The sequence below is a fragment of the Streptomyces sp. NRRL S-87 genome (assembly GCF_000719335.1).
Classification (GTDB): domain Bacteria; phylum Actinomycetota; class Actinomycetes; order Streptomycetales; family Streptomycetaceae; genus Streptomyces.
This window is the reverse complement of the sequence record NZ_JOGB01000044.1, coordinates 12,446-34,100: the sequence shown is the minus strand read 5'-3', so window position 1 is coordinate 34,100 and position 21,655 is coordinate 12,446. Positions and strand designations below refer to the sequence as shown.

General features: G+C 74.4%; 18 protein-coding genes and 1 tRNA gene. 11 read left to right on the top strand and 8 right to left on the bottom strand.

The features are described from left to right. Positions 1–203: 203 nt before the first annotated feature. From IF43_RS0125380 to IF43_RS0125370, 3 genes are all read left to right on the top strand, one after another. Positions 204–278, top strand: a tRNA-Leu gene (locus IF43_RS0125380). A gap of 28 nt (positions 279–306) precedes the next feature. Further along, positions 307–1,326: a phosphotransferase family protein gene (locus tag IF43_RS0125375; protein ID WP_030204851.1), complete on the top strand. Its 1,020-nt coding sequence runs from the start codon at positions 307–309 to the stop codon at positions 1,324–1,326. A gap of 106 nt (positions 1,327–1,432) precedes the next feature. Further along, the gene (locus IF43_RS0125370) at positions 1,433–2,191 is read left to right on the top strand and encodes a class I SAM-dependent methyltransferase (protein ID WP_030204849.1); all 759 of its coding nucleotides are present in this window, start codon (positions 1,433–1,435) and stop codon (positions 2,189–2,191) included. Between the two features lie 24 nt (positions 2,192–2,215). On the opposite strand, the gene IF43_RS0125365 is transcribed toward IF43_RS0125370, so the two are convergent. The 4 genes from IF43_RS0125365 to IF43_RS0125350 all read right to left on the bottom strand — a co-directional run bounded on the left by IF43_RS0125365 (position 2,216) and on the right by IF43_RS0125350 (position 4,893). Next, positions 2,216–2,989 carry a maleylpyruvate isomerase family mycothiol-dependent enzyme gene (locus IF43_RS0125365; protein WP_030204847.1) on the bottom strand — a complete coding sequence of 258 codons (774 nt, stop codon included), beginning with the start codon at positions 2,987–2,989 and terminating at the stop codon, positions 2,216–2,218. A gap of 100 nt (positions 2,990–3,089) precedes the next feature. Next, complete coding sequence (locus IF43_RS0125360) at positions 3,090–3,428, bottom strand: hypothetical protein (protein ID WP_030204846.1); 339 nt, start codon at positions 3,426–3,428, stop codon at positions 3,090–3,092. Continuing rightward, the gene (locus IF43_RS0125355; protein WP_234332533.1) at positions 3,425–4,072 is read right to left on the bottom strand and encodes a DUF6232 family protein; all 648 of its coding nucleotides are present in this window, start codon (positions 4,070–4,072) and stop codon (positions 3,425–3,427) included. The genes IF43_RS0125360 and IF43_RS0125355 overlap by 4 nt, the downstream gene beginning before the upstream one ends. 197 nt (positions 4,073–4,269) lie before the next feature. Then, the gene (locus IF43_RS0125350) at positions 4,270–4,893 is read right to left on the bottom strand and encodes a LysE/ArgO family amino acid transporter (protein WP_030204843.1); all 624 of its coding nucleotides are present in this window, start codon (positions 4,891–4,893) and stop codon (positions 4,270–4,272) included. A gap of 69 nt (positions 4,894–4,962) precedes the next feature. Between IF43_RS0125350 and IF43_RS0125345 the strand changes: the two genes are divergently transcribed. Together IF43_RS0125345 and IF43_RS0125340 are read left to right on the top strand one after the other, a co-directional pair. Beyond that, on the top strand, positions 4,963–5,907 hold the full coding sequence (locus IF43_RS0125345) for a LysR family transcriptional regulator ArgP (RefSeq protein ID WP_051796100.1): 945 nt from the start codon (positions 4,963–4,965) through the stop codon (positions 5,905–5,907). 171 nt (positions 5,908–6,078) lie between these two features. Beyond that, positions 6,079–6,609, top strand: a complete 531-nt coding sequence (locus IF43_RS0125340; protein WP_030204841.1) for a pyridoxamine 5'-phosphate oxidase family protein — start codon at positions 6,079–6,081, stop codon at positions 6,607–6,609. A 70-nt stretch (positions 6,610–6,679) separates the two neighbouring features. Here the strand turns inward: IF43_RS0125340 and IF43_RS0125335 are convergent, their stop codons facing one another. Then, positions 6,680–7,171: an ATP-binding protein gene (locus IF43_RS0125335; RefSeq protein ID WP_324605125.1), complete on the bottom strand. Its 492-nt coding sequence runs from the start codon at positions 7,169–7,171 to the stop codon at positions 6,680–6,682. A 39-nt stretch (positions 7,172–7,210) separates the two neighbouring features. Between IF43_RS0125335 and IF43_RS0125330 the strand changes: the two genes are divergently transcribed. Together IF43_RS0125330 and IF43_RS0125325 are read left to right on the top strand one after the other, a co-directional pair. Beyond that, positions 7,211–7,753, top strand: a complete 543-nt coding sequence (locus IF43_RS0125330; protein ID WP_030204836.1) for a GntR family transcriptional regulator — start codon at positions 7,211–7,213, stop codon at positions 7,751–7,753. 6 nt (positions 7,754–7,759) lie between these two features. Further along, the gene (locus IF43_RS0125325) at positions 7,760–8,533 is read left to right on the top strand and encodes a GntR family transcriptional regulator (RefSeq protein WP_030204834.1); all 774 of its coding nucleotides are present in this window, start codon (positions 7,760–7,762) and stop codon (positions 8,531–8,533) included. A gap of 223 nt (positions 8,534–8,756) precedes the next feature. Here IF43_RS0125325 and IF43_RS0125320 read toward each other — a convergent pair whose 3' ends face one another. The 3 genes from IF43_RS0125320 to IF43_RS0125310 form a co-directional block, all read right to left on the bottom strand. Beyond that, a complete protein-coding gene (locus tag IF43_RS0125320) occupies positions 8,757–10,220 on the bottom strand; it encodes a glutamate synthase subunit beta (protein WP_030204832.1) in 1,464 nt (487 codons plus the stop codon). Continuing rightward, complete coding sequence (gene gltB / locus IF43_RS0125315; RefSeq protein ID WP_030204826.1) at positions 10,213–14,760, bottom strand: glutamate synthase large subunit; 4,548 nt, start codon at positions 14,758–14,760, stop codon at positions 10,213–10,215. Before gltB ends, IF43_RS0125320 begins: the two co-directional genes overlap by 8 nt. A gap of 403 nt (positions 14,761–15,163) precedes the next feature. Continuing rightward, positions 15,164–15,895 carry a VIT1/CCC1 transporter family protein gene (locus IF43_RS0125310; RefSeq protein WP_030204824.1) on the bottom strand — a complete coding sequence of 244 codons (732 nt, stop codon included), beginning with the start codon at positions 15,893–15,895 and terminating at the stop codon, positions 15,164–15,166. 472 nt (positions 15,896–16,367) lie between these two features. On the opposite strand from IF43_RS0125310, the gene IF43_RS0125305 reads away from it, so the two are divergent. The 4 genes from IF43_RS0125305 to IF43_RS0125290 all read left to right on the top strand — a co-directional run bounded on the left by IF43_RS0125305 (position 16,368) and on the right by IF43_RS0125290 (position 21,544). Continuing rightward, a complete protein-coding gene (locus tag IF43_RS0125305; protein WP_030204822.1) occupies positions 16,368–17,354 on the top strand; it encodes an ADP-ribosylglycohydrolase family protein in 987 nt (328 codons plus the stop codon). Beyond that, positions 17,351–18,757: an ADP-ribosylglycohydrolase family protein gene (locus IF43_RS36890; protein ID WP_030204821.1), complete on the top strand. Its 1,407-nt coding sequence runs from the start codon at positions 17,351–17,353 to the stop codon at positions 18,755–18,757. Before IF43_RS0125305 ends, IF43_RS36890 begins: the two co-directional genes overlap by 4 nt. A 7-nt stretch (positions 18,758–18,764) precedes the next feature. Next, positions 18,765–19,910 (top strand): ADP-ribosylglycohydrolase family protein, encoded by a 1,146-nt coding sequence (locus IF43_RS0125295; protein WP_030204820.1) that lies wholly within the window; start codon positions 18,765–18,767, stop codon positions 19,908–19,910. Between the two features lie 101 nt (positions 19,911–20,011). Continuing rightward, complete coding sequence (locus IF43_RS0125290; protein WP_051796109.1) at positions 20,012–21,544, top strand: ADP-ribosylglycohydrolase family protein; 1,533 nt, start codon at positions 20,012–20,014, stop codon at positions 21,542–21,544. The last annotated feature ends 111 nt before the right edge of the window (positions 21,545–21,655 follow it).

The window sequence follows — 21,655 nt, the reverse complement described above, 5'->3', positions numbered from 1 at the left end:
GGCCGCGGCGGCGCGCGGGCGCCGGCGGTCGGGCGGCCGCGGACGGGCGCCGGCGGTCGGGCGGCCGCGGACGGACGGCCGCGGACGGGCGCCGGCGGTCGGGCAGCCGCGGACGCCCGCCGGCCGCCGGCCCGAGGGCTGAACCGCCGCCGTCGGAAAAGGGTTTGGCGCACCGCGGGACACCGCATAGGCTCCCGGTCAAGGCGGGGTCGTAGCACAGAGGTAGTGCGCCGCGACAGCATCTCGGAGGACGCCGGTTCGAATCCGGCCGCCCCGCCCCCGAACCCATCCGTGGAAGGCCGCCGCATGCGCCCGGCACTGCCGTACGGAGACGCCCTGCGCGACCGGCTCGGCCCGGTGCGCGGCGCCCGCAAGCTGGCCAGCAGCCCCCGCTCCCGCGTCTGGCGCGTGGAGCTCGTGGCGCACGGCGGCCGGCCCGCCGTCGTCAAGCAGGCCGTGGGGGACGACGACCCCGAGGGCCGCTACCGGCGCGAGGGCGCCGCCCTGCGCGCGGCCGCCGCGTCCGGTGTCGTCCCGGAGCTGCTCGCCACCGACCCCGAGCGGCGGGTCCTCGTCCTGGAGCACCTGGAGCACCGGAGTCCCGCCCCCGACTGGATCGTCGGGTACGCCGAGTCCCTCGCCCGCCTGCACGCCAGCCCCGTCGACCCGGCGCTGCTCCCCCGCCTGCGGGGGCCCGGCCCGCAGGACGCCGAGGCCTTCGCCGCGCTCGGCGGCCGGCTGGGCGTACCGGCGGGCGCGGACGTGCGGGCGGAGCTCGCGGCCCTGGTGGAGCGCCTCGCCGAGGCCCCCGGCAGCGCCCTGCTGCACGGCGATCCGTGCCCGGGCAACGACCTGAACACCCCCGGCGGCGTCCGCTTCGTGGACTTCGAGCAGGCCGCCGTCGGCAGCGGCGCGACCGAACTGGCCTACCTCCGCATCGGCTTCCCCACCTGCTGGTGCGTGACCGCCCCCGCGCCCGCCCTGGTCGCGCGCGCCGAGGCGGCGTACCGGCGCATCGCGCCCGTGGAGGGCGACCTCACGGACGCCTGCGCCGGGTGGCTGATCCGCGGGGACGCGCTGGTGCCGCGGGCCCGGCGGACCGGCGGGGGCGAGCACCTGGAGCGGCTGCCGGCCCGCGACTGGACCTGGGGCACGGCCGGCGCCCGCCAGCGGCTGGCGCACCGGCTGGGGGTGGTGGCCGACCTGGCCGGCGGGGCACCGGACCTGCGGGCCCTCGGCGGGTACTGCACGGCGCTGCGGGCGGCGGTGGTGGCGCGGTGGCCGAGGACGACGCGCCCCGTTCCGGCGCACCGGCCGGCCGGGTGACGCGCCCCGCGTCCCCGGTACGCCAGGAGCCCCTGACCCCCCGCCTGGCCCCCCGCCGCCGCGACGCGCCCTGTTCCCGGGCGGCGTCCCGCGCGATAGTCGGACCATGACCTACGACATCCCCGCCGCCGAACGGGCCCTGGCCTTCGGTCGGGCCGCGCGCGCGTACGCCGCGTACCGGCCGGAGTACCCGGCGGGCGTCTTCGACGCCGTGGAGGAGTTCGGCGGGCTGCGGCTGGCAGGGGCCCGGGTGGCCGACGTGGGCACCGGCACCGGGCTGGCCGCCCGGGCGCTGCGCGACCGCGGTGCGCGGGTGACCGGCGTGGAGCCGGGGGCCGGGATGGCGGAGCAGTTCCGCCGCGAGCTGCCGGACGTCCCGCTGGTGCGCGGCGACGGCAACCGGCTGCCGCTGGCGGACGGCTCGCTGGACCTGGTCGCGTACGCCCAGTCCTGGCACTGGACCGACCCGGCGCGCGCCGTGCCCTCGGCGCTGCGGGTGCTGCGGCCCGGCGGCGTCCTCGCACTGTGGTGGAACGACCCGGACCCGGCCGTGCCGTGGGTGGCCGAGCAGCAGGCCCGGATCGTGGCGCGGTTCGGCGACGGCTGCTACATCTCCGACCGCACGCTGCCGGCCGGGCTCTCCTGGCGCACCCGGGAGCTGCGCTGGTCGCGCCGGGTGCCGATCGACTTCCACCTGGCGAAGCTGGCCACGCACTCGGCGTTCATCGTGCTCGGCGAGGCCCGCGGGGCGGGGTTCCTGGCGGCGGAGCGCGCGCACCTGCTGCGGCACTTCCCGGACGGCGGCCTGGACGAGCCGTACGTCACGACCGTCTCCGTCGCGGTCCGCCCCGCGGACGCCCCCTAGCCAGCTGGTGCCTCGGCCGGGCTCTTACGCGTTCGGGTCCCACTCCGCGAGCTGCTCCATCGGCTCGGTGTCTCCGGTGGTCTCCAGGGCATCGAGCGGGATGCGCGCGTAGAAGTAGAGGACCAGTTCGCTCGCTGCGCCTCGCATCGCCATGTCGCCCGGCTCCGCGTCGGCGGCGAGGTCGTCGCAGCGGACGCCGTCGGCGTCGAGGGTCAGGCGCCAGGAGCGGCCCTCGGTCGCGTGCAGGTCGATGGTCGCCGGCTTGAACGGCCAGGGGACGGTCGTCGCCGAGACGGTCGTCAGGAACTCGTCGACGCCCTCGACCGCGACGTCCGTCGGCAGCGGCTGCGCGGCCCCCTGGGTGAGCTGGACGTCGTAGGTGTGGACGGCGATCTCCTGGATCTGGTGACGGGCCAGGGCTCCGCTGGTCTCCGGGGCCTGCGAGCGGCCCCACCAGGTCCAGCAGCCGCGGTCCGGGCCGGCCTCGCGCATCGCGTCGAGCATGAGCTCGGTCGACTCGGCGAGCCAGGCGTCCAGGGCTTCGCGGTCGCGGGGCGCGGTCGGGGCGCCCTTCGGGTCCGTCTTCGCCGGGGGCTCGGCGCCCGGGCCCGCCGCGACGATCGCGGCCTGGCGGCGGCGGCCGTCGCCGAGGTGCTGCGCCAGTTCGCGCAGCGTCCAGTCCGGGCAGGTCGGGACCTGGACGTCAAGGTCGGGGGCGGCCGCGAGCGCGGCCCGGAACGCGGCCGAGCGGTCCTCGATCAGCCGCAGGACCTCGGGAAAATCCAATATGTTGGGCACCTCGGCTGTGTATCACGGTGCTCCGGCGGCCACGTAGCGAATTTGTCGGACGAAGGCGTGGACGGCCGGGGGGAGCGGCGGCGCCGAAGTCCTCCTGGAGCTAGGCGAGCAGCCCGAGCAGCCGGCCCACGGCGTCCGCGACGGGCCGGCCGACCTCGCCGACGGCGGCGGCGATCTGGGCGACGGAGGCCAGGACCAGACCGCGCTGCCGCAACGCTGCGAGGTCCGGGACGAGTTCGGGCAGGGCCTCCTCGACCGTGCGGTCCTGCTCCGGCGTGAGGTGCCGGCGCAGTTCGCCGAGGAGGCGGGTCAGTTCCTCGACGACGGCGCGGAGCTCGGCGTCCCCACCGCCGCCCGCCGTGCCGTAGTTGATGCCGATGTTCTCGCGGCCGCCGTGCATGTTGACCACGGGGCCGTAGTAGTGGGACGCGTCGCTCACAGCTTGAACCCCGTGTTCCCCCGCCCGCCGTTCATGTTGACGACGGGGCCGTAGTGGTTGGTGCTGTTGCTGTGGAACTGCTGCACGACCGCGGTGAACTCCGCTGCGGGGTTGTCGATCGCGTCCACGATGCGGCCGGCGATGCGCCGCAGCTCCTCCATGCTCGGAAGGGTCACGACCACCATGGAGCCGCCGGCCGTCTCGACGGCAAGCACCCTCCTCGACCGCCCGAACACCACCGTGACGACGAAGACCACCAGCGGGACCACGAAGACGACGGCGAGCGTGCCGTCGTCGGCCCGCCCCACGCCCGAGGAGCCGTCCTGCGCGTAGGTGAGCGCGGCGTAGATCACGAAGGTGACGGCGAGCACCCCCAGGAAGCGCGCGAACGCCGCCCTCCGGTCCGGCTTGAGCTTGAACGCGTCCACCCACGTGATGTTGTGCAGGGGGAACGCGGCCGAGCCCACCCACAGCATCCGGCGGCTGACCCGGAGGACCAGCGCGTCCCCGCCCCGGAACGCCTGCGCCGGCTGCCGTTCCGAGGGGACGTGCGGGGTCGGAGGGACCCGGGGGACGGGGGGCGGGGGCGTCCGGGGCGGGGGCGGGGGCTCGGGCGGCGGTGCGGCGTTTCCCGTGAGGTCCATACGTCCCCCCGACGTCTCGTCACCGGCGGCCGGACGCCGCCGGGGACCATTAAGCGCCCCCGGAGGCGCGCCGGGCAGCCGAGATACGGCCAGTCCGCCGCTCTGGCCGGAAGTCGCCCCTGACCTCAGGGGGCCTCGGGGTGCCTCATGGGGCCTCGGGGTGCGTCGGGGTGCCTCGGCTCCCCGAAGGGGACGACTCAGGCACCCGCCACGAGCATTCCGCCCATCGTGAGCATCGTCGCCGCGACCAGCCCGTCCAGGACCCGCCAGGCCTTGGGGCGGGACAGGACTCCGCTCAGCAGGCGGGCGCCGAAGCCGAGGGTGAAGAACCAGCCCAGGCTGGCCAGCGCGGCGCCCGCGCCGAAGGCCCAGCGCAGGTCGCCGCGGTCGGAGGCGAGCGAGCCCAGCAGCAGGACGGTGTCGAGGTAGACGTGCGGGTTGAGCCAGGTCATCGCAAGGCAGGTCAGGACGGCCCGCCGGGCGGACCCGGCCTCCGGCCCGCCGGCCGTGAGCGCGGCCTCCGGGTCCGGACGCAGCACCCGCCGGGCCGCCAGGACGCCGTAGCAGAGCAGGAACGCGCCGCCCGCCAGGCCCACCGCGGTCAGCGCGGCCGGCCAGGCGGTGACCACCGCGCCGACCCCGGCCACGCCGAGGGCGATCAGCACCGCGTCGGAGACGGCGCAGATGGCGACCACGGCGAGGACGGCGTGCCGGCGGGCGCCCTGGCGCAGGACGAAGGCGTTCTGCGCCCCGATGGCCACGATCAGGGAGAGTCCGGTGCCGAAACCGGCGAGGGCGGCGGCGAGGATGCTGCTGGTCATGAGGTCGACCGTAAGGACCGTGCGGGAATGAGTACAGCTAAAGATTCTTAAGTACCCTTAGCCCTACTTATGGACGAGCTTCCGCTGGACCAGGTCCAGACCCTGCTCGCGGTGGTCGACGAGGGCACCTTCGACGCCGCGGCCGCCGTGCTGCACGTGACCCCTTCCGCCGTCAGCCAGCGCGTCAAGGCGCTGGAGCAGCGCACCGGGCGGGTGCTGCTGATGCGCGGCAAGCCGGTACGGCCCACCGAGTCGGGCGAGGTGGTGGTGCGGTTCGCGCGGCAGCTGGCCCGGCTGGAGCGGGACGCCCGCGACGAGCTCGGGCTGGCGGACGAACGGGGGCCGGCCCGGGTGCCGATCGCGGTGAACGCCGACTCGCTCGCCACCTGGTTCCTGCCGGCGCTGACCCGGGTGTCTCAGGACCCGCCGGTCTGCTTCGAGCTGCACCGGGAGGACGAGTCCCACACCACCGCCCTGCTGCGCGAGGGCCGGGTGATGGCGGCCGTCACCTCCTCGCCCGACCCGGTGGCCGGCTGCACCGTACGGCCGCTGGGGGCGGCCCGCTACCTGGCCGCGGCCGCACCGGAGTTCGCCGCCCGGCATCTGACCGGGACCCTGGCCGCGGACCTGCGGGAGGCCCCCCTCGTGGTCTTCGACCGGCGCGACGAGCTCCAGGACGCGTTCGTACGGTCCCTCACCCGGGGCCGTTCGCAGGCCGGGCCGGTCCGCCACCTGGTGCCCACCTCGGACGGCTTCCGGGACGCGGTGGCGGCCGGGCTCGGCTGGGGACTGGTTCCCGAACCGCAGGCCGTGCCACTGCTGCGGTCCGGCCTGCTGGTGGAGCTGGCGCCCGGCCGGCCCATGGACGTACCCCTGTACTGGCAGCAGTGGAAGCTGGACTCGCCCGCCCTGGCCGCCGTCGCCGCGGCCGTCACGGCGGCCGCCGCCGAGGCACTGCTGCCCCCGTCCGGCAGCCGGCCCCGGGGGGCCGGGATTCCGGGTACTCGGCCCTGAACGCCTCGGTCACCGGGCCTCGCCCTCAGGTACGCCAGGGCGTCCGCGTGGCCCGCCCCGGCAGCCCGAGCGGCCCGGGCGAAGTGGCCGGGGCGGGCCGGCGGCGGCCCGGCGCGCCGGGATCGCACGCAACTGACCCCGCTTCGCTGCGGCACGCGCTTTCATGGCTCCATGACCGACAACTGGGCAGACTTCGAAAAGGCCGAACCGGAGTTCTCCGAGGCGGTACGGGCCCGCTTCGCCGCGTACCCGCACCACGTGCTGGCCACCCTCCGCAAGGACGGCTCACCCCGGCTGACCGGCCTGAACGTGGAGATCCGGGGCGGGGAGCTGTGGCTGGGCATGATGCCGGGCTCGCTGAAGGCGCAGGACCTGCGCCGCGACCCGCGCTTCGCGCTGCACTCCAACCCGGGGCCGGACGACACGATGCCCGAGGGGGACGTACGGATCTCCGGGCGGGCGGTCGAGGTCACCGAACCGCCCGAGCTGCACCGGTACGCGGAGGAGGCCGAGGAGTCCGGCGAGGTGCACCCCGGCCACGTCTTCCGTACGGAACTCACCGAGGTCGTCCGCATCACCGTCGACCAGGACGCCGACGAACTGGTCGTCACGACCTGGCGCCCCGGCACCCCCACCCGCACCCTCCGCCGCGGCAACGACGAGGAACCCGCCCGCGAGGCCCCGGAGTCCTCCGGGGCGTGAGCGACCCGGCGCAGCCGGCGCAGCAACCGCGCCGGCGCGCCCTCGTCCGGGTACCACCAGGCGATGCCCCCTACGCCACGAAGGCCACCCAGACCGTCTTCCCCACCGCCTCGTCCGAGACTCCGCACTCATCCGCCACGGTCCTGACCAGCCACAACCCGCGCCCGGTCGTCGACGCGGGGGACGCGCACCGGAACACCGGCAGGCCGGGCCCACTGTCGCGCACCTCGATGAGCACCCGGCCGGGCTCACGCACCAGCCTGACACTGAAATCGCGTCCGGGCGGAGCACCGTGCAGGACCGCGTTCGCGGCGAGTTCCGAAGCGCACAGCCTCATGTCGTCCCACCGCTCGCCCAACCCCCAGCACGCGAGCGTGTCTCCGACGAACTGACGCGCCGCGCGGACGGATGCGCGAGCCCGCGGGAAGCGTTGTTGCCGGACCACCGACACGCCACCCCACCACCCCTCCACCCTGAGTTCCGAATGCCTTACAGACCGTAGCGCTTTTCGCGAAAAGCGGCAAGGTGGACCTGGTCCCTGCCCGGCGTCGAGCCGTCGCATAACGTGGAGACTCGACAGCGAACGATGCGGGAGGGGCCGATGGGCGACAACCGATGGGTCAGTACGTCGATGCCGTACCTGACACCCCGCCAGGCCGGTCAGGCCGACGCCTGGACCGACGAGGCCGCCGCGCAAGGGCGCCGCGGTGGCCAACGCATCGTTCACGCCGGGGAGGTGCCGGCGCCGGCCGAGGTCGCTTCGTTGCTGGCGCTTACCGAAGGCGAAGCGGTCGTGGTCCGGCGTCGGCTGATCCACCTCGACGGCGAGCCGTGCGAGTTGACCGACACGTACTACCCGTACGACATCGCGGCAGGAACGCCGTTGGCGGGAACGGCGAAGATCGCGGGCGGTGCGGTCACTCTGCTCGCATCGCTCGGCCATGTCGGCGTACGCGCTGCGGAGCAGGTCACCGCGCGGATGCCGAGCCACGAAGAGCGCGGTCAGCTCGCGATCGGTCCGAACGAGCCGGTGCTCCGTATCGCACGCGTGACCTACGGTGCGGACGACCGTCCGCTCCAGGCGGACGTGATGCTCATGCCCGCAGACCGCCAGCAGCTGCGCTACGAGATCAGGATCGGATGAGGCGCCGTGGCAACCGGTGACAGCGGCGTACCCGACGCCAGATCTCTGCACGCCCGCATCGCCGCCGATCTCCGTGAAGAGATCATGAGCGGCGAGCTGCCCCCAGGCGCCAAACTGCCCTCCACGGCGCAACTGAAGGCTCGGTTCGACGCCTCCAACGCGACGATCCAGAAGGCACTGCTCCTGCTGAAGGAGGAGGGCCTCGTCATCGGCCGCGCCGGCGCCGCGGTGACCGTCCGGGAGAACCGGCAGCGCACCGTCAGACCGGCGGACTCCCTCACCTCGGCGGCGACCGGCGCCCAGTTCCCCTGGCTCCTGAAGGTCGCCGAACAGGGTCGCAGCGCGCAGAGCGAACTACTCTCGGTCGGACGGACCCAGGTCTCGGGCGACATCGCGGCAGCGCTGGTGATCGCGGAGGGGAGCAGCGCGATACTGCGGCGGCAGCTGATCACCATCGACGGCGAGCCGGCCGAACTGGTGAGCTCCTACTACCCCATGGACGTGGCCGAGGGCACGCAGCTGGCAGAGGTGCGCAAGATCAAAGGCGGTACGCCGACGCTCCTCACCGAGCTGGGCCACCCGCCCCGCCTGAGCGTGGACCGGGTCTCGGCACGGATCGCGACCCAGGAGCAGTACGCAGCCCTGCGGCTCTCCGGTGACCTGCCCGTACTCCGCACGCTCCGTACGGTGTACGACGCGGCGGACCGGCCCGTCGAAGTGACCGTCATGGTCAAGGCCGGCCACCTCTACGAGCTCCAGTACGAGTTCACGCCGGAGTGATCCCCGGACACGCCACGGCGCCCGCGGGTCCGGTCGGGGACGGGCGGGCGCCGTGTCGAGTGCCGTACGTCGTTGTACGGACCGTATGAGGGGTCGCCCCCGGGAGGGGCGGGTACTGCAGGTCCTCGCGGTGGAGCAGCGCTCCCGCGCGCCGGGCCGGCCTGGCCGGGCGAAGCCCGGGAGGCCGACCGCGGCCGAGCGGTGCGGGTCCGGCGTGGAGGAATCAGACCGCCAGGGCGCGGTCCGTGGGCTTGACCGGGTAGGGCAGGGTGCTCGTGCCGGTCAGGAAGCGGTCCACGCCGCGGGCCGCGGAGCGGCCCTCGGCGATGGCCCACACGATCAGGGACTGGCCGCGGCCCGCGTCGCCGGCGACGAAGACGCCGTCGACGTTGGTGGCGTACGAGGCGTCGCGGGCGATGTTGCCCCGCTCGTCCAGTGCCAGGCCGAACTGCTCGACGAGGCCGTTGGCCTGGTCGGTGCCGGTGAAGCCCATGGCCAGGGTGACCAGCTGCGCCGGGATCTTCCGCTCGGTGCCCTCGCGCTGGACCAGCTTGCCGTCCACGAAGTCCACCTCGACGAGGTGCAGCCACTGGACGTTGCCGTCCTCGTCGCCCTCGAAGTGGGTGGTGGAGACGGAGTAGATCCGCTCGCCGCCCTCCTCGTGGGCCGAGGTGACCTTGTACAGCATCGGGAAGGTCGGCCAGGGCTGGGAGGCCGCGTTCCGCTCCTCGTTGGGGCGGGGCATGATCTCCAGCTGCGTGACCGAGGCCGCGCCCTGGCGGTGGGCGGTGCCGACGCAGTCCGCGCCGGTGTCGCCGCCGCCGATGACGACCACGTGCTTGCCCTCGGCGGTGATGGGGGGCGCCACGAAGTCGCCCTCCTGCACCTTGTTGGCCAGCGGCAGGTACTCCATCGCGAAGTGGATGCCGTTGAGCTCGCGGCCCGGCACCGGCAGGTCGCGGGAGACCGTGGCGCCGGCGGCGATGACCACGCCGTCGAACCGCTTGCGCAGGTCCGTGGCGGTGATGTCGCGGCCGACCTCGACGCCGGTGCGGAACTTGGTGCCCTCCGCGCGCATCTGCTCGATGCGGCGGTTGATGTGCCGCTTCTCCATCTTGAACTCGGGGATGCCGTAGCGCAGCAGGCCGCCGATGCGGTCGGCGCGCTCGTACACGACCACGGTGTGGCCGGCCCGGGTCAGCTGCTGGGCCGCGGCCAGGCCGGCCGGGCCCGAGCCGATGACGGCGACGGTCTTGCCCGACAGGCGCTCGGGGGCCTGCGGGGTGACGTCCCCGTTGTCCCACGCCTTGTCGATGATCGAGACCTCGACGTTCTTGATGGTGACGGCCGGCTGGTTGATGCCGAGCACGCACGCCGATTCGCACGGAGCCGGGCACAGGCGGCCGGTGAACTCCGGGAAGTTGTTGGTGGCGTGCAGCCGCTCGGACGCGGCGCCCCAGTCCTCGCGGTAGGCGTAGTCGTTCCACTCGGGGATCAGGTTCCCGAGCGGGCAGCCGTTGTGGCAGAACGGGATGCCGCAGTCCATGCAGCGGCCGGCCTGCTTGCTGATGATCGGCAGCAGGGAGCCGGGGACGTAGACCTCGTTCCAGTCCTTCAGCCGCTCCTCGACGGGGCGGGAGCAGGCGGTCTGGCGGGTGGTGGTGAGGAAGCCCTTCGGGTCAGCCATGGGTCGCCGCCTCCATCATCTTCTCGGTGGTCTCGGACTCGGAGAGTCCGGCCCGCTCAGCGGCGTCCTTGGCGGCGAGCACAGCCTTGTACGTGGTCGGGATGATCTTGCTGAAGCGGTCCACGGCGACGGACCACTCGTCGAGGAGCTTCGCGGCGACCGTGGAGCCGGTCTCCTCGTGGTGGCGGCGCACCACGTCGTGCAGCCACTGCTTGTCGTCGTCGCCCAGGGCCTCGACGGCCTCCAGGTTGCCGACGTTGACGTTGTCGCGGTCGAGGTCGATCACGTACGCGACACCGCCGGACATGCCGGCCGCGAAGTTGCGGCCCGTCTCGCCGAGGACCACCGCGCGGCCGCCGGTCATGTACTCGCAGCCGTGGTCGCCCACGCCCTCGGAGACCACCAGGGCACCGGAGTTGCGGACGCAGAAGCGCTCGCCGGTGCGGCCGCGCAGGAACATCTCGCCGCCGGTGGCGCCGTAGCCGATCGTGTTGCCGGCGATGGTGCTGTACTCGGCGAGGTGCTCGGCGGCACGGTCCGGGCGGACCACGATGCGGCCGCCGGACAGGCCCTTGCCGACGTAGTCGTTCGCGTCGCCCTCCAGGCGGAGGGTGACGCCCTTGGGCACGAAGGCGCCGAAGGACTGGCCGGCCGAGCCCGTGAAGGTCAGGTCGATGGTGTCGGCGGGCAGGCCCGCACCGCCGAACCGCTTGGTCACCTCGTGGCCGAGCATGGTGCCGACGGTCCGGTTGATGTTGCGGATGGCGACCTGGGCGCGGACCGGCTGGGCCGCCTCGGCGGACTCCGCGTTCAGCGCGTCGGCCGCCAGCTTGATCAGGTCGTTGTCCAGGGCCTTCGCCAGGCCGTGGTCCTGCTCGACCAGGGCGTGGCGGACCGCGCCCTCGGGCAGCTCGGGCACGTGGAAGAGCGGCTCCAGGTCCAGGCCCTGCGCCTTCCAGTGGCTGACGGCCTCGGTGGTGTCCAGCAGCTCGGCGTGGCCGACGGCCTCCTCGAGCGTACGGAAGCCCAGCTCGGCCAGCAGCTCGCGGACCTCCTCGGCGATGAACTCGAAGAAGTTCACGACGAACTCGGGCTTGCCGGAGAACCGGTCGCGCAGCACCGGGTTCTGGGTGGCGATGCCGACCGGGCAGGTGTCCAGGTGGCAGACGCGCATCATCACGCAGCCGGAGACCACCAGCGGGGCCGTCGCGAAGCCGAACTCCTCGGCACCCAGCAGGGCGGCGATGACGACGTCGCGGCCGGTCTTGAGCTGGCCGTCGGTCTGGACGACGATCCGGTCGCGCAGGCCGTTGAGCAGCAGGGTCTGCTGGGTCTCGGCCAGGCCGAGCTCCCAGGGACCGCCCGCGTGCTTGAGCGAGGTGAGCGGCGAGGCGCCCGTACCGCCGTCGTGGCCGGAGATGAGGACCACGTCCGCGTGTGCCTTGGAGACGCCCGCGGCGACCGTGCCGACGCCGACCTCGGAGACGAGCTTCACGTGGATGCGCGCGGCCGGGTTGGCGTTCTTGAGGTCGTGGATCAGCTGCGCCAGGTCCTCGATGGAGTAGATGTCGTGGTGCGGCGGCGGGGAGATCAGGCCGACGCCCGGGGTCGAGTGCCGGGTCTTGGCCACCCACGGGTAGACCTTGTGGCCGGGCAGCTGGCCGCCCTCGCCGGGCTTGGCGCCCTGGGCCATCTTGATCTGGATGTCGTCCGCGTTGACCAGGTACTCGCTGGTGACGCCGAAGCGGCCGGAGGCGACCTGCTTGATGGCGGACCGGCGGGCCGGGTCGTACAGGCGCTCCGGGTCCTCGCCGCCCTCACCCGTGTTGGACTTGCCGCCCAGCTGGTTCATGGCGATGGCGAGGGTCTCGTGCGCCTCCTGGGAGATGGAGCCGTACGACATGGCGCCGGTGGAGAAGCGCTTGACGATCTCGGAGACCGGCTCGACCTCGTCGACGGAGATCGCCGGGCGGTCGGACCTGAAGCTGAACAGGCCGCGGAGCGTCATCAGGCGCTCGGACTGCTCGTTCACCCGGTCCGTGTACTTCTTGAAGATGTCGTACCGGCGGTTGCGGGTGGCGTGCTGGAGGCGGAAGACCGTCTCCGGGTCGAACAGGTGCGGCTCGCCCTCGCGGCGCCACTGGTACTCGCCGCCGATCTCCAGCGCGCGGTGCGCCGGGGCGATGCCGGAGGCCGGGTAGGCCTTGGCGTGCCGGGCGGCCACCTCCGTGGCGACGACCTCCAGGTCGGCGCCGCCGATCTTGGTGGCGGTGCCGTTGAAGTACTTCTCGACGAAGGCCTCGTCCAGGCCGACGGCCTCGAAGACCTGCGCGCCGCGGTAGGAGGCGACGGTCGAGATGCCCATCTTGGACATGACCTTCAGGACGCCCTTGCCGAGGGCGTAGATCAGGTTCTTGATGGCCTTCTCGGGCTCGATGCCCTCGATGAAGGTGCCGGCCCGCAGCAGGTCCTCGACCGACTCCATGGCCAGGTACGGGTTGACGGCGGCGGCGCCGTAGCCGATGAGGAGCGCGACGTGGTGGACCTCGCGGACGTCGCCGGCCTCGACGAGCAGGCCCACCTGGGTGCGCTGCTTGGTGCGGATGAGGTGGTGGTGGACGGCGGAGGTGAGCAGCAGCGACGGGATCGGCGCGTGCTCGGCGTCGGAGTGCCGGTCGGAGAGGACGAGCAGGCGGGCGCCGCCCTCGATGGCCGCGTCGGCCTCGGCGCAGATGGCCTCCAGGCGGGCGGCCAGGGACTCGCCGGCGCCGCTGACGCGGTAGAGGCCGGAGAGCGTGACGGCCTTGAGGCCCGGCAGGTCGCCGTCGGCGTTGATGTGGATGAGCTTGGCCAGCTCGTCGTTGTCGATCACCGGGAACGGCAGCAGGACGTTGCGGCAGGTCGCGGCGGTCGGGTCCAGCAGGTTGGACTGCGGGCCGATGTGCGAGCGCAGCGAGGTGACGAGCTCCTCGCGGATGGCGTCCAGCGGCGGGTTGGTGACCTGCGCGAACAGCTGGGTGAAGTAGTCGAACAGCAGGCGCGGGCGCTCGGAGAGGGCCGCGATCGGGGAGTCCGTGCCCATGGAGCCGATCGGCTCGGCGCCGGTGCGGGCCATCGGGGCCAGGAGGACGCGGAGCTCCTCCTCGGTGTAGCCGAAGGTCTGCTGGCGGCGGGTGACCGAGGCGTGGGTGTGGACGATGTGCTCGCGCTCGGGGAGGTCCTCGAGCTCGATCTCGCCGGCCTCGAGCCACTCGGCGTACGGGGCCTCGGCCGCGAGCGCGTCCTTGATCTCGTCGTCCTCGATGATCCGCTGGGCGGCGGTGTCGACGAGGAACATCTTGCCGGGCTGCAGGCGGCCCTTGCGGACGACCTTGGCGGGGTCGATGTCGAGGACGCCGACCTCGGAGGAGAGCACGACGAAGTCGTCGTCGGTGACCCAGTAGCGGCCGGGGCGCAGACCGTTGCGGTCGAGGACCGCGCCGACCTGGGTGCCGTCGGTGAAGGTGACGCAGGCCGGGCCGTCCCAGGGCTCCATCATCGTGGAGTGGAACTGGTAGAAGGCCTTGCGGGCCGGGTCCATGGAGGTGTGGTTCTCCCACGCCTCGGGGATCATCATCAGCACCGCGTGGGGCAGTGAGCGGCCGCCGAGGTGGAGCAGCTCCAGCACCTCGTCGAAGGAGGCGGAGTCGGAGGCGTCCGGGGTGCAGATCGGGAAGATCCGCTCCAGGTTCTCGCCGAAGAGGTCCGAGGCCAGCTGGGACTCGCGGGCGCGCATCCAGTTGCGGTTGCCCTTGACCGTGTTGATCTCGCCGTTGTGGGCGACGAAGCGGTACGGGTGGGCGAGCGGCCAGCTCGGGAAGGTGTTGGTGGAGAACCGCGAGTGGACCAGGGCGATCGCCGAGGCGAAGCGGCGGTCGGAGAGGTCCGGGAAGAAGGGCTCCAGCTGGCCGGTGGTCAGCATGCCCTTGTAGACGATGGTGCGGGCCGACAGCGACGGGAAGTAGGTGGCCGCCTCGCGCTCGGCGCGCTTGCGCAGTACGAACGCCGTGCGGTCCAGCTCCAGGCCGCTCGTGCCGTTGCTGACGAACAGCTGCCGGAAGGCCGGCATGGTGGCGCGGGCGCCGTTGCCGAGCAGGTCCGGGGTGACCGGGACGTCGCGCCAGCCCAGGACCGTCAGGCCCTCCTCGGCGGCGATGGCCTCGATCGTCTCGACGGCGGCGGCCTGTGCGGAGCCGTCGCCGTCGGTGACGGCGGGGAGGAAGGCGATGCCGACGGCGTACGCGCCGGCCTCGGGCAGCTCGAAGCCCGCGACCTCGCGCAGGAACGCGTCGGGAACCTGGGACAGGATGCCCGCGCCGTCGCCGGAGTCCGGCTCGGAGCCGGTGGCGCCGCGGTGCTCGAGGTTCCGCAGTACGGTCAGCGCCTGCTCAACGAGGGTGTGGCTGACCTCGCCGGTGAGGTTCGCCACGAAACCGACGCCACAGGCGTCCTTCTCGTTGCGCGGGTCGTAGAGGCCCTGCTGGGCGGGGCGACCGTCCATGGGCGACCAGGCGGTGCTGCTGGGGCCGGTCGCGGAGTGCGTGGATGCGGAACGCATCGGCTCTCCCGTCGTCGTCGTGGCATGTGCATGTGCCGAGGGACGACGTTGGCCCTCTGCGAAATTGCGTGCAGGTTACATGATGGCTGCAATCCCGGGAACCGGATACTGCATTCCAGCATGCGGACTGCACGAGGCAGAAAAGGAGGACCTTCGCAGGTGCGGAGCACGGGTCGGAGGTCCCGACGGAGGAGTGGGCTTCATTGCCCACGGGGGCTTCCCCCAGGATGCGCCGGGGGAGCCTGACTGTCATGCCCGGCCGACACGCATTCGAAACGGCCGGGAAACGGAACTATCGCAGAATACTCATGTGGCGCGATGCATAGCGTCTCACCGCGCGCGAGGGCTACCCTACGGCCCCGCCGATCAGGCTGCCCAGGACGTACGTCACACCGGCCGCCGCCCCGCCCAGCACGAGCTGGCGCAGACCGCTGAACCACCACGTGCGGGCGGTCACCCTCGACACCACGGCCCCGCACAGGAACAGCCCCAGCAGCGCCACCAGCACGGCGGGCCACAGCGCGGTGGCGCCCAGCAGGTACGGCAGGACGGGGACCAGGGCGCCGAGCGCGAACGAGCCGAACGACGACACGGCGGCGACCAGCGGCGACGGCAGGTCGGCCGGGTCGATGCCCAGCTCCTCGCGGGCGTGGATCTCCAGGGCCTGCTCGGGATCGCGGCTGAGCTGCATCGCGACCTCGCGGGCGAGCGCGGGCTCGACGCCCCGGGAGACGTACAGCTCGGCGAGCTCCTCCATCTCGTCGACCGGGTGCTTGCGCAACTGCCGCCGCTCGACGTCGAGTTCGGCGAGCACCAGCTCGCGCTGCGAGGCGACGGAGGTGTACTCGCCGGCGGCCATGGAGAACGCGCCGGCGGCCAGGCCCGCAAGTCCGGTGATGACGACGGCGGACGGGGCGACCGCGCCGCCCGCCACGCCCGTCATCAGGGCGATGTTGGAGACCAGCCCGTCCATGGCGCCGAACACCGCGGGGCGCAACCAGCCGCCGTTGACGTCACGGTGGGTGTGGTTGTCGCGGTGGGCGGTGTGCAGCGGCGCTTCGATGTCGATGATGGACATGCTCGGTTCCCCTATCCCCTCGTCGTGCGTGCCGGCCGTGGTGGGTGCGCGGCGGGCGTCGGGTCCGTACGTCGGGCTCGTGCGTCGGCGGTGCCGGCGGCGGCGCCGTCGGGTGCCACCGCGCCGGACGCGATGGCGCGCGGGCGCGTTCGTACGGCGGAGCACACGTGGTGCCCCGCTCCCCCTGAACACCTCGAAACTACGCACGATTCGAGCCGCCCGCCAGCAAGGTAGGCCGTACTTACCTGCGCTTTTGCCGCTCGGACGGGGTCGGGCACGGGCCGCCGGAGACGGCGCGCGCACCCCGCGGACACGTCCGCGCGAGACGGCGCGCGCGACGCGCTGCCCGCCATCGGGCAACGCCTCGGCGACCGGGTGACGCGGGTGTTTCGCGCGCCACCGCGCGCCCCCCGGCATGGCACAAATCCCCCAAGGGATCCGAGCGCGGGTCCCACCAGTGGAGAGGCGCGTCATGGAGCAGATCGCATGCAATCCGCAGGTCCTCCTGGAACGGGCCAGAGGCGCTCTGATGGGCCTGGCGGTGGGCGACGCGCTGGGGGCGCCCGCGGAGAACATGAAGCCCTCGGAGATCAGGGCGCGTTGGGGCCGGATCGAGGGCTTCGTCTCCGACGACCCGGCGGGCACGGACGACACGGAGTACGCCATCTTCTCCGGCCTCCTCCTCGCCCGGCACGGCTCCGCGCTGACCGTCTCCCACGTCGAACGCGCCTGGCACCACTGGATCGCCGACCTCGACGAGGGCCCCTTCCGCGGGGCCGGCTTCTCGGAGCGGGGCACCCTGGAGAACCTGCGGCGGGGACTGGCCGCTCCCATCTCGGCGCAGCACCGGCACGCGTGGTCCGACGGGCTGGCCATGCGGGCCGCCCCGTTCGGGGTGTTCGCGGCGGGGCGGCCCGCCGAAGCGGCCCGGCTGGTCGCCGTCGACGGCTCGGTCAGCCACGACGGCGAGGGCATCTACGGCGGTCAGGCGGTGGCGGCGGGCGTCGCGGCCGCCATGGCCGGCGGCTCCCCCGCCTCGGTCGTCTCGGCCGCCCTGTCGGTCATCCCCTCCGACTCCTGGACGGCCCGCTCGCTGCGCCGGGCCGTCACCGCCGCCCCGCGCGGCGAACGGGCGGTGCGCTCGGCGGTGGTCATCGGCGGGTACCCGTGGACCGACCTGGCCCCCGAGGCCGTGGGGCTGGCCTTCGGTGCCTTTGCGGCGGCCGCCGGCGACTTCGCCGGCTCCGTCCTGACGGCGGTCAACATGGGTCGCGACGCGGACACCACCGCCGCCGTCGCGGGCGCCCTGTCCGGCGCGCTGTCCGGCGCCGCCGCCATCCCCGCCGCGTGGTCCTCGGCCATCGGGCCGGTCCGCGGGAGCTGCCTGCCCTCCATGCGCGGCTACCACGTCCTGGACATCGCGGACCTCCTCACCCCCGAATGCGAGGCCGCGTCATGAGTCCCTTCGACCCCGCCGGCGGCCGACCCGGCGACCCCGCGGCGACCCCGACCCCGCCCCTGCCCCCGTCGGCGACGGCCCCGGGCCCGCCCGACGCGGCCGTGCGCCCCGCCGCCACCGCCACCGCCACCGCGCCCGGGGCCGTCCGGCCCCCCGCGCCAACGGTCCGGCAGGCCGCGCACCCCGCGCACGTCCCGCAGGCCCCGCAGGCCCCGCAGGGCGACGTGCGCGGCCCGGAGGAGGCGGCCTGGCGTCGCGACCGGATCGAGGGGCTGCTGCTCGGGCTCGCCGCCGGGGACGCCGCCGGCTGGCCGGCGGCCCGCCACCGGGCCAGCCGCATGCCCGAGTGGACCCGCCGCCTCACCCGCGAACTCGACACCTTCGCCGAGCAGAACGCCACCACCACCCTCCCCGTCCCGATCGCCCTCAACCAGCCCCCGGAGCCGCTCCGCCTCGGCCCGTCCGACGACGCCGAATGGGCCGCCTTCGCCGCCGAGTCGGTGCTCACGGCCGCCGGGGTGCTGCTCAGCGACCTCAGCCGGTCGCGCCGGATGCGGGCCGCCATCGACCTCGCCTGGAACGCCCTGGCCAGCGAGGTCGCCGCCGCCGCCGAACGCGCCCCCGAGGTCGAGTCCGCCGTCCTGCCGCTGCGCGCCCGGATCTCCGTACGGGCCGGGCTCGGGAACCTGGCCGCCGGGCTGCGGCCGCCCGCGACCGGCCACGACAACCCGCACTACTTCGACGACGCCGCCTGCGTACGCGCCGCCGTCCTGGCCGTGGTGCACCCCGGGGACCCCCGGGCCGCCGCGGACCTCGCGGAGTTCGACGCCCGGTACACGCAGGACGGCGACGGGGTGCACGGCGCCCGCGCGATGGCCGCGGCCGTGGCGACGGCCCTCGGCCGGCAGCCCGACGGCCGGGCCGCGACGGCCGCAGCCGGCGTCGGGGCCGCGGTGGACGCCGCGCTCGCCCAGCTGCCCGAGGGCACCGAGATCGGCCGCAACGCCCGGGCCGCGGTGGCCCTCGCCCGGTCCCACGCGGCCGAGGGCGGTGCCTTCGGCCTCGTCCCCACGCTGGAGCACGAGATCGTCGACCACGTCTACAGCTACGGCATCGCCGCCGCCGAGACCGTCCCCGTCGCCCTCGCCCTCGCCACCGCCGCGCGCGGGCGCGTCGCCGAGGCCGTACCCGCCGCCGCCTGCCTCTCCCGCGTCGCCGACTCCGCCCCGGCGCTCGCCGGCGCGCTCACCGGCGCGCTGGGCGGCGGCGCGGGCCTGCCCGCCCCCTGGCGCACGGCCTGCCGGACCCTCTCCGGCTGCGCGCTGCCCCGGCTCGCGGGCACCGACCTCGTGGAACTCGCCGGACTGCTCAGTCGTACGGAACTGACCTCACCCAAGGGATGATTCGGACATGACGCTCACTCTGGAAGACCGGGCCGCCGGCTGCCTCGTCGGAGCGGCGGTCGGCGACGCGCTCGGCGGGCCCGTGGAGGGCTGGACGCCCGATCAGATCCTCGAACGCCACGGCGGCCGCGTCACCGGTGTGGTCGGCCCCTGGTACGAGGACTGGCGCACGGCGCGCCCGATCGCCCCGTACCACAAGGGCGACGGCCACGTCACCGACGACACCCTGATGTGCCACGCGCTGGTCCGCGTCTACGAGAAGGTGCGCGACCACCTGGACGCGTACGCCGTCGCCGACCACCTCGTGCCCGACCTCATGGGCACGCCCCGCTGGATCCCGGAGCTGGAGGCCGAGGCCCTCCCGCTCCACCGCGTGTTCCTGGCCGAGAAGTGGATCGTGGCGCGGCTGCACTACGGGCACGTCGACCCCCGCGAGGCCGGCTCGGGCAACATCGTCAACTGCGGCGCGGCGATGTACATGGCGCCGGTCGGCGTGGTCAACGCGGGCAATCCGAGGGCCGCGTACGCCGAGGCCCTGGACGTCGCGGGCGCGCACCAGTCCTCGTACGGACGGGAGGCGGCCGGGGTGTTCGCGGCGGCGGTCGCGGCGGCGTTCACGCCGGGCGCGACGGTGGACACGGTGGTGTCCGCCGCCCTGGCGCTGGCCAAGGACGGCACCCGGGACGCGATCGAGGCCGTCGTCGAAGTGGCCTCCGGGCACCGGGACTTCGAGTCGGCGCTCGGGCCGCTGCGGGCCGCGGTGGCACCGTACGACTCGGTCGGCCCGGACTACCGGCGGCCCTCGATGGACGCGCGGCGGCCGTCGCGGCTGCACGCGATCGAGGAGCTTCCGGTGGCCCTGGGCATGCTGGTCGTGGGCGGCGGGCGGTACGAGGCGTCCGTCCTCGGCGCGGTCAACTACGGCCGGGACTGCGACTCGATCGCCACGATGGCGGGGGCGGTCGCGGGCGCGCTGGGCGGCGCCGCCGCCGTGCCGGCGGCCTGGGCGAAGACCGTCGCGGAGGCCAGCCGGCTGGACCTGCACGCGCCCGCCGAGGCCCTCGCCGCCGTCGCCCGCGAGGTCTTCGCCCTCGACCGGGCCCGCCGCCGCGCCCACGAGGCCGCCTTCACCGCCCTGGCGGCCACCCCGTGACGCTCGCCCCCGCCTCGGACCCCGCGGCCACCAGCGGCCCGGGGCCGGCAGCGACGGGCCCCCGCGCACGCGGGGGCGCGAGCACGTCGGCCGCCGGGCCGGTGCCGAGCCCGGAACCGCTGCGGGTCACGTGGGTGCAGCCGGAGGACCTGATCGGGCACGAGCTGCGGCAGGCGGCGGAGGACGGCCGGGACGCCGCGGACGTCGAACGCGCCTGGCTCGCCGCGGGCGGCCATCCGGCCCCCACCCGGGCCGGCGCCTCCCCCGCTCCCCCGGCCAGCCCCGACCTGCGCCCCCTCGCCGAGCGCCTCCTGGACGAACTGGCCACCCGGCCCTCCCCCCTGGCACCCCGCGAACCCACCACGTGGCTCCCTGAGCACCGCCCCCGGCGCACCGACCGAGCCCGTCCCCACCACACCGGCCAGGCCCGCCCGGCGTTCGAGGGCGACGCGGTCCGGGGCGGAGCCCCGGAAGACGGTGGAAGGGCAGGAAGGGGAACGGCCCCGCAGGGCGACGGTCCACACCCGGCGGACGACGGCGACCCCCGTCCCGCCCCGCCGACCGGCCCCCTGGAGGCCCGCCTCCACGCGGCCTGGCTCGGCAGGGCGGCCGGCTGCCTCCTCGGCAAGCCCGTGGAGAAGCTCCCGCTCACCGCCATCCGGGCCCTGGCGAGCGCGGCCGGCAACTGGCCGCTCCGCACCTGGTTCACCGCCCGCGGCGTCCCCCCGGCCCTCCTGGCCGCCCACCCCTGGAACCGCCGCTCCGCCGCCACCTCCCTCGCCGAGAACATCGACGGCATGCCCGAGGACGACGACCTCAACTACCCCCTCCTGAACCTCCTGCTCCTCCGGCGCCACGGCAAGGACTTCCGGACCGCCGACGTCGCCCGCGTCTGGCTGGACGAGCTGCCGGCCGGGCGGACGTTCACCGCCGAGCGGGTGGCGTACCGCAACCTGCTCCTCGGCCTGGAGCCGCCCGCCACCGCCACCCACCGCAACCCCTTCCGTGAGTGGATCGGCGCCCTGATCCGGGCCGACGTGCACGGCTGGACCAACCCCGGCGACCCGGCGCGCGCGGCCGCGCAGGCGTACCGGGACGCGGTCCTCACCCACACCGCGAACGGCGTCTACGCGGCCGTGTTCACCGCCGCCGCCCTCGCCGCCGCGGCCTCCGGCACCGCCGACGTGCACACCGCGCTGCGCACCGGGCTGGCGCACGTACCGCCCGGCTCGCGGCTGGCCGGGGCGGTCCGGTTCGGGATCGCGACGGCCGCCGCGGCCGATCCCGGCCCCGGCGGCTTCGACGCGGTGGCCGACGCCCTGCACCGGCGGTACGGGCACTACCACTGGGTGCACGCCGTCCCCAACACCGCCCTGATCGCCGCCGCCCTCACCCACGCCGGCGGCGACTTCTCCGCGTCCGTCTGCCGTGCGGTGTCGGGCGGTTGGGACACCGACTCCAACGGCGCCACCGCCGGCTCCCTCGCCGGACTGCTGGCGGGCCGCCCGGAGCACCTCCCCGCCCGCTGGACCGCACCCTTGAAGAACCGCCTCGCCACCAGCATCCCCGGCTTCGACGGCACCGGCTTCGACACCGTGGCCGCCCTCACCGCACAGGAGGCAACCCGCCCGTGAACCCGCCCGACGACCCGTCCGGGACCCCGTCCCGGATCCCGCCCGACAGCCCGCCCGCGAACCCGTCCGCGAACCCCTCCGCGGTTCCGTCCGCGATCCCGTCCTCGACCC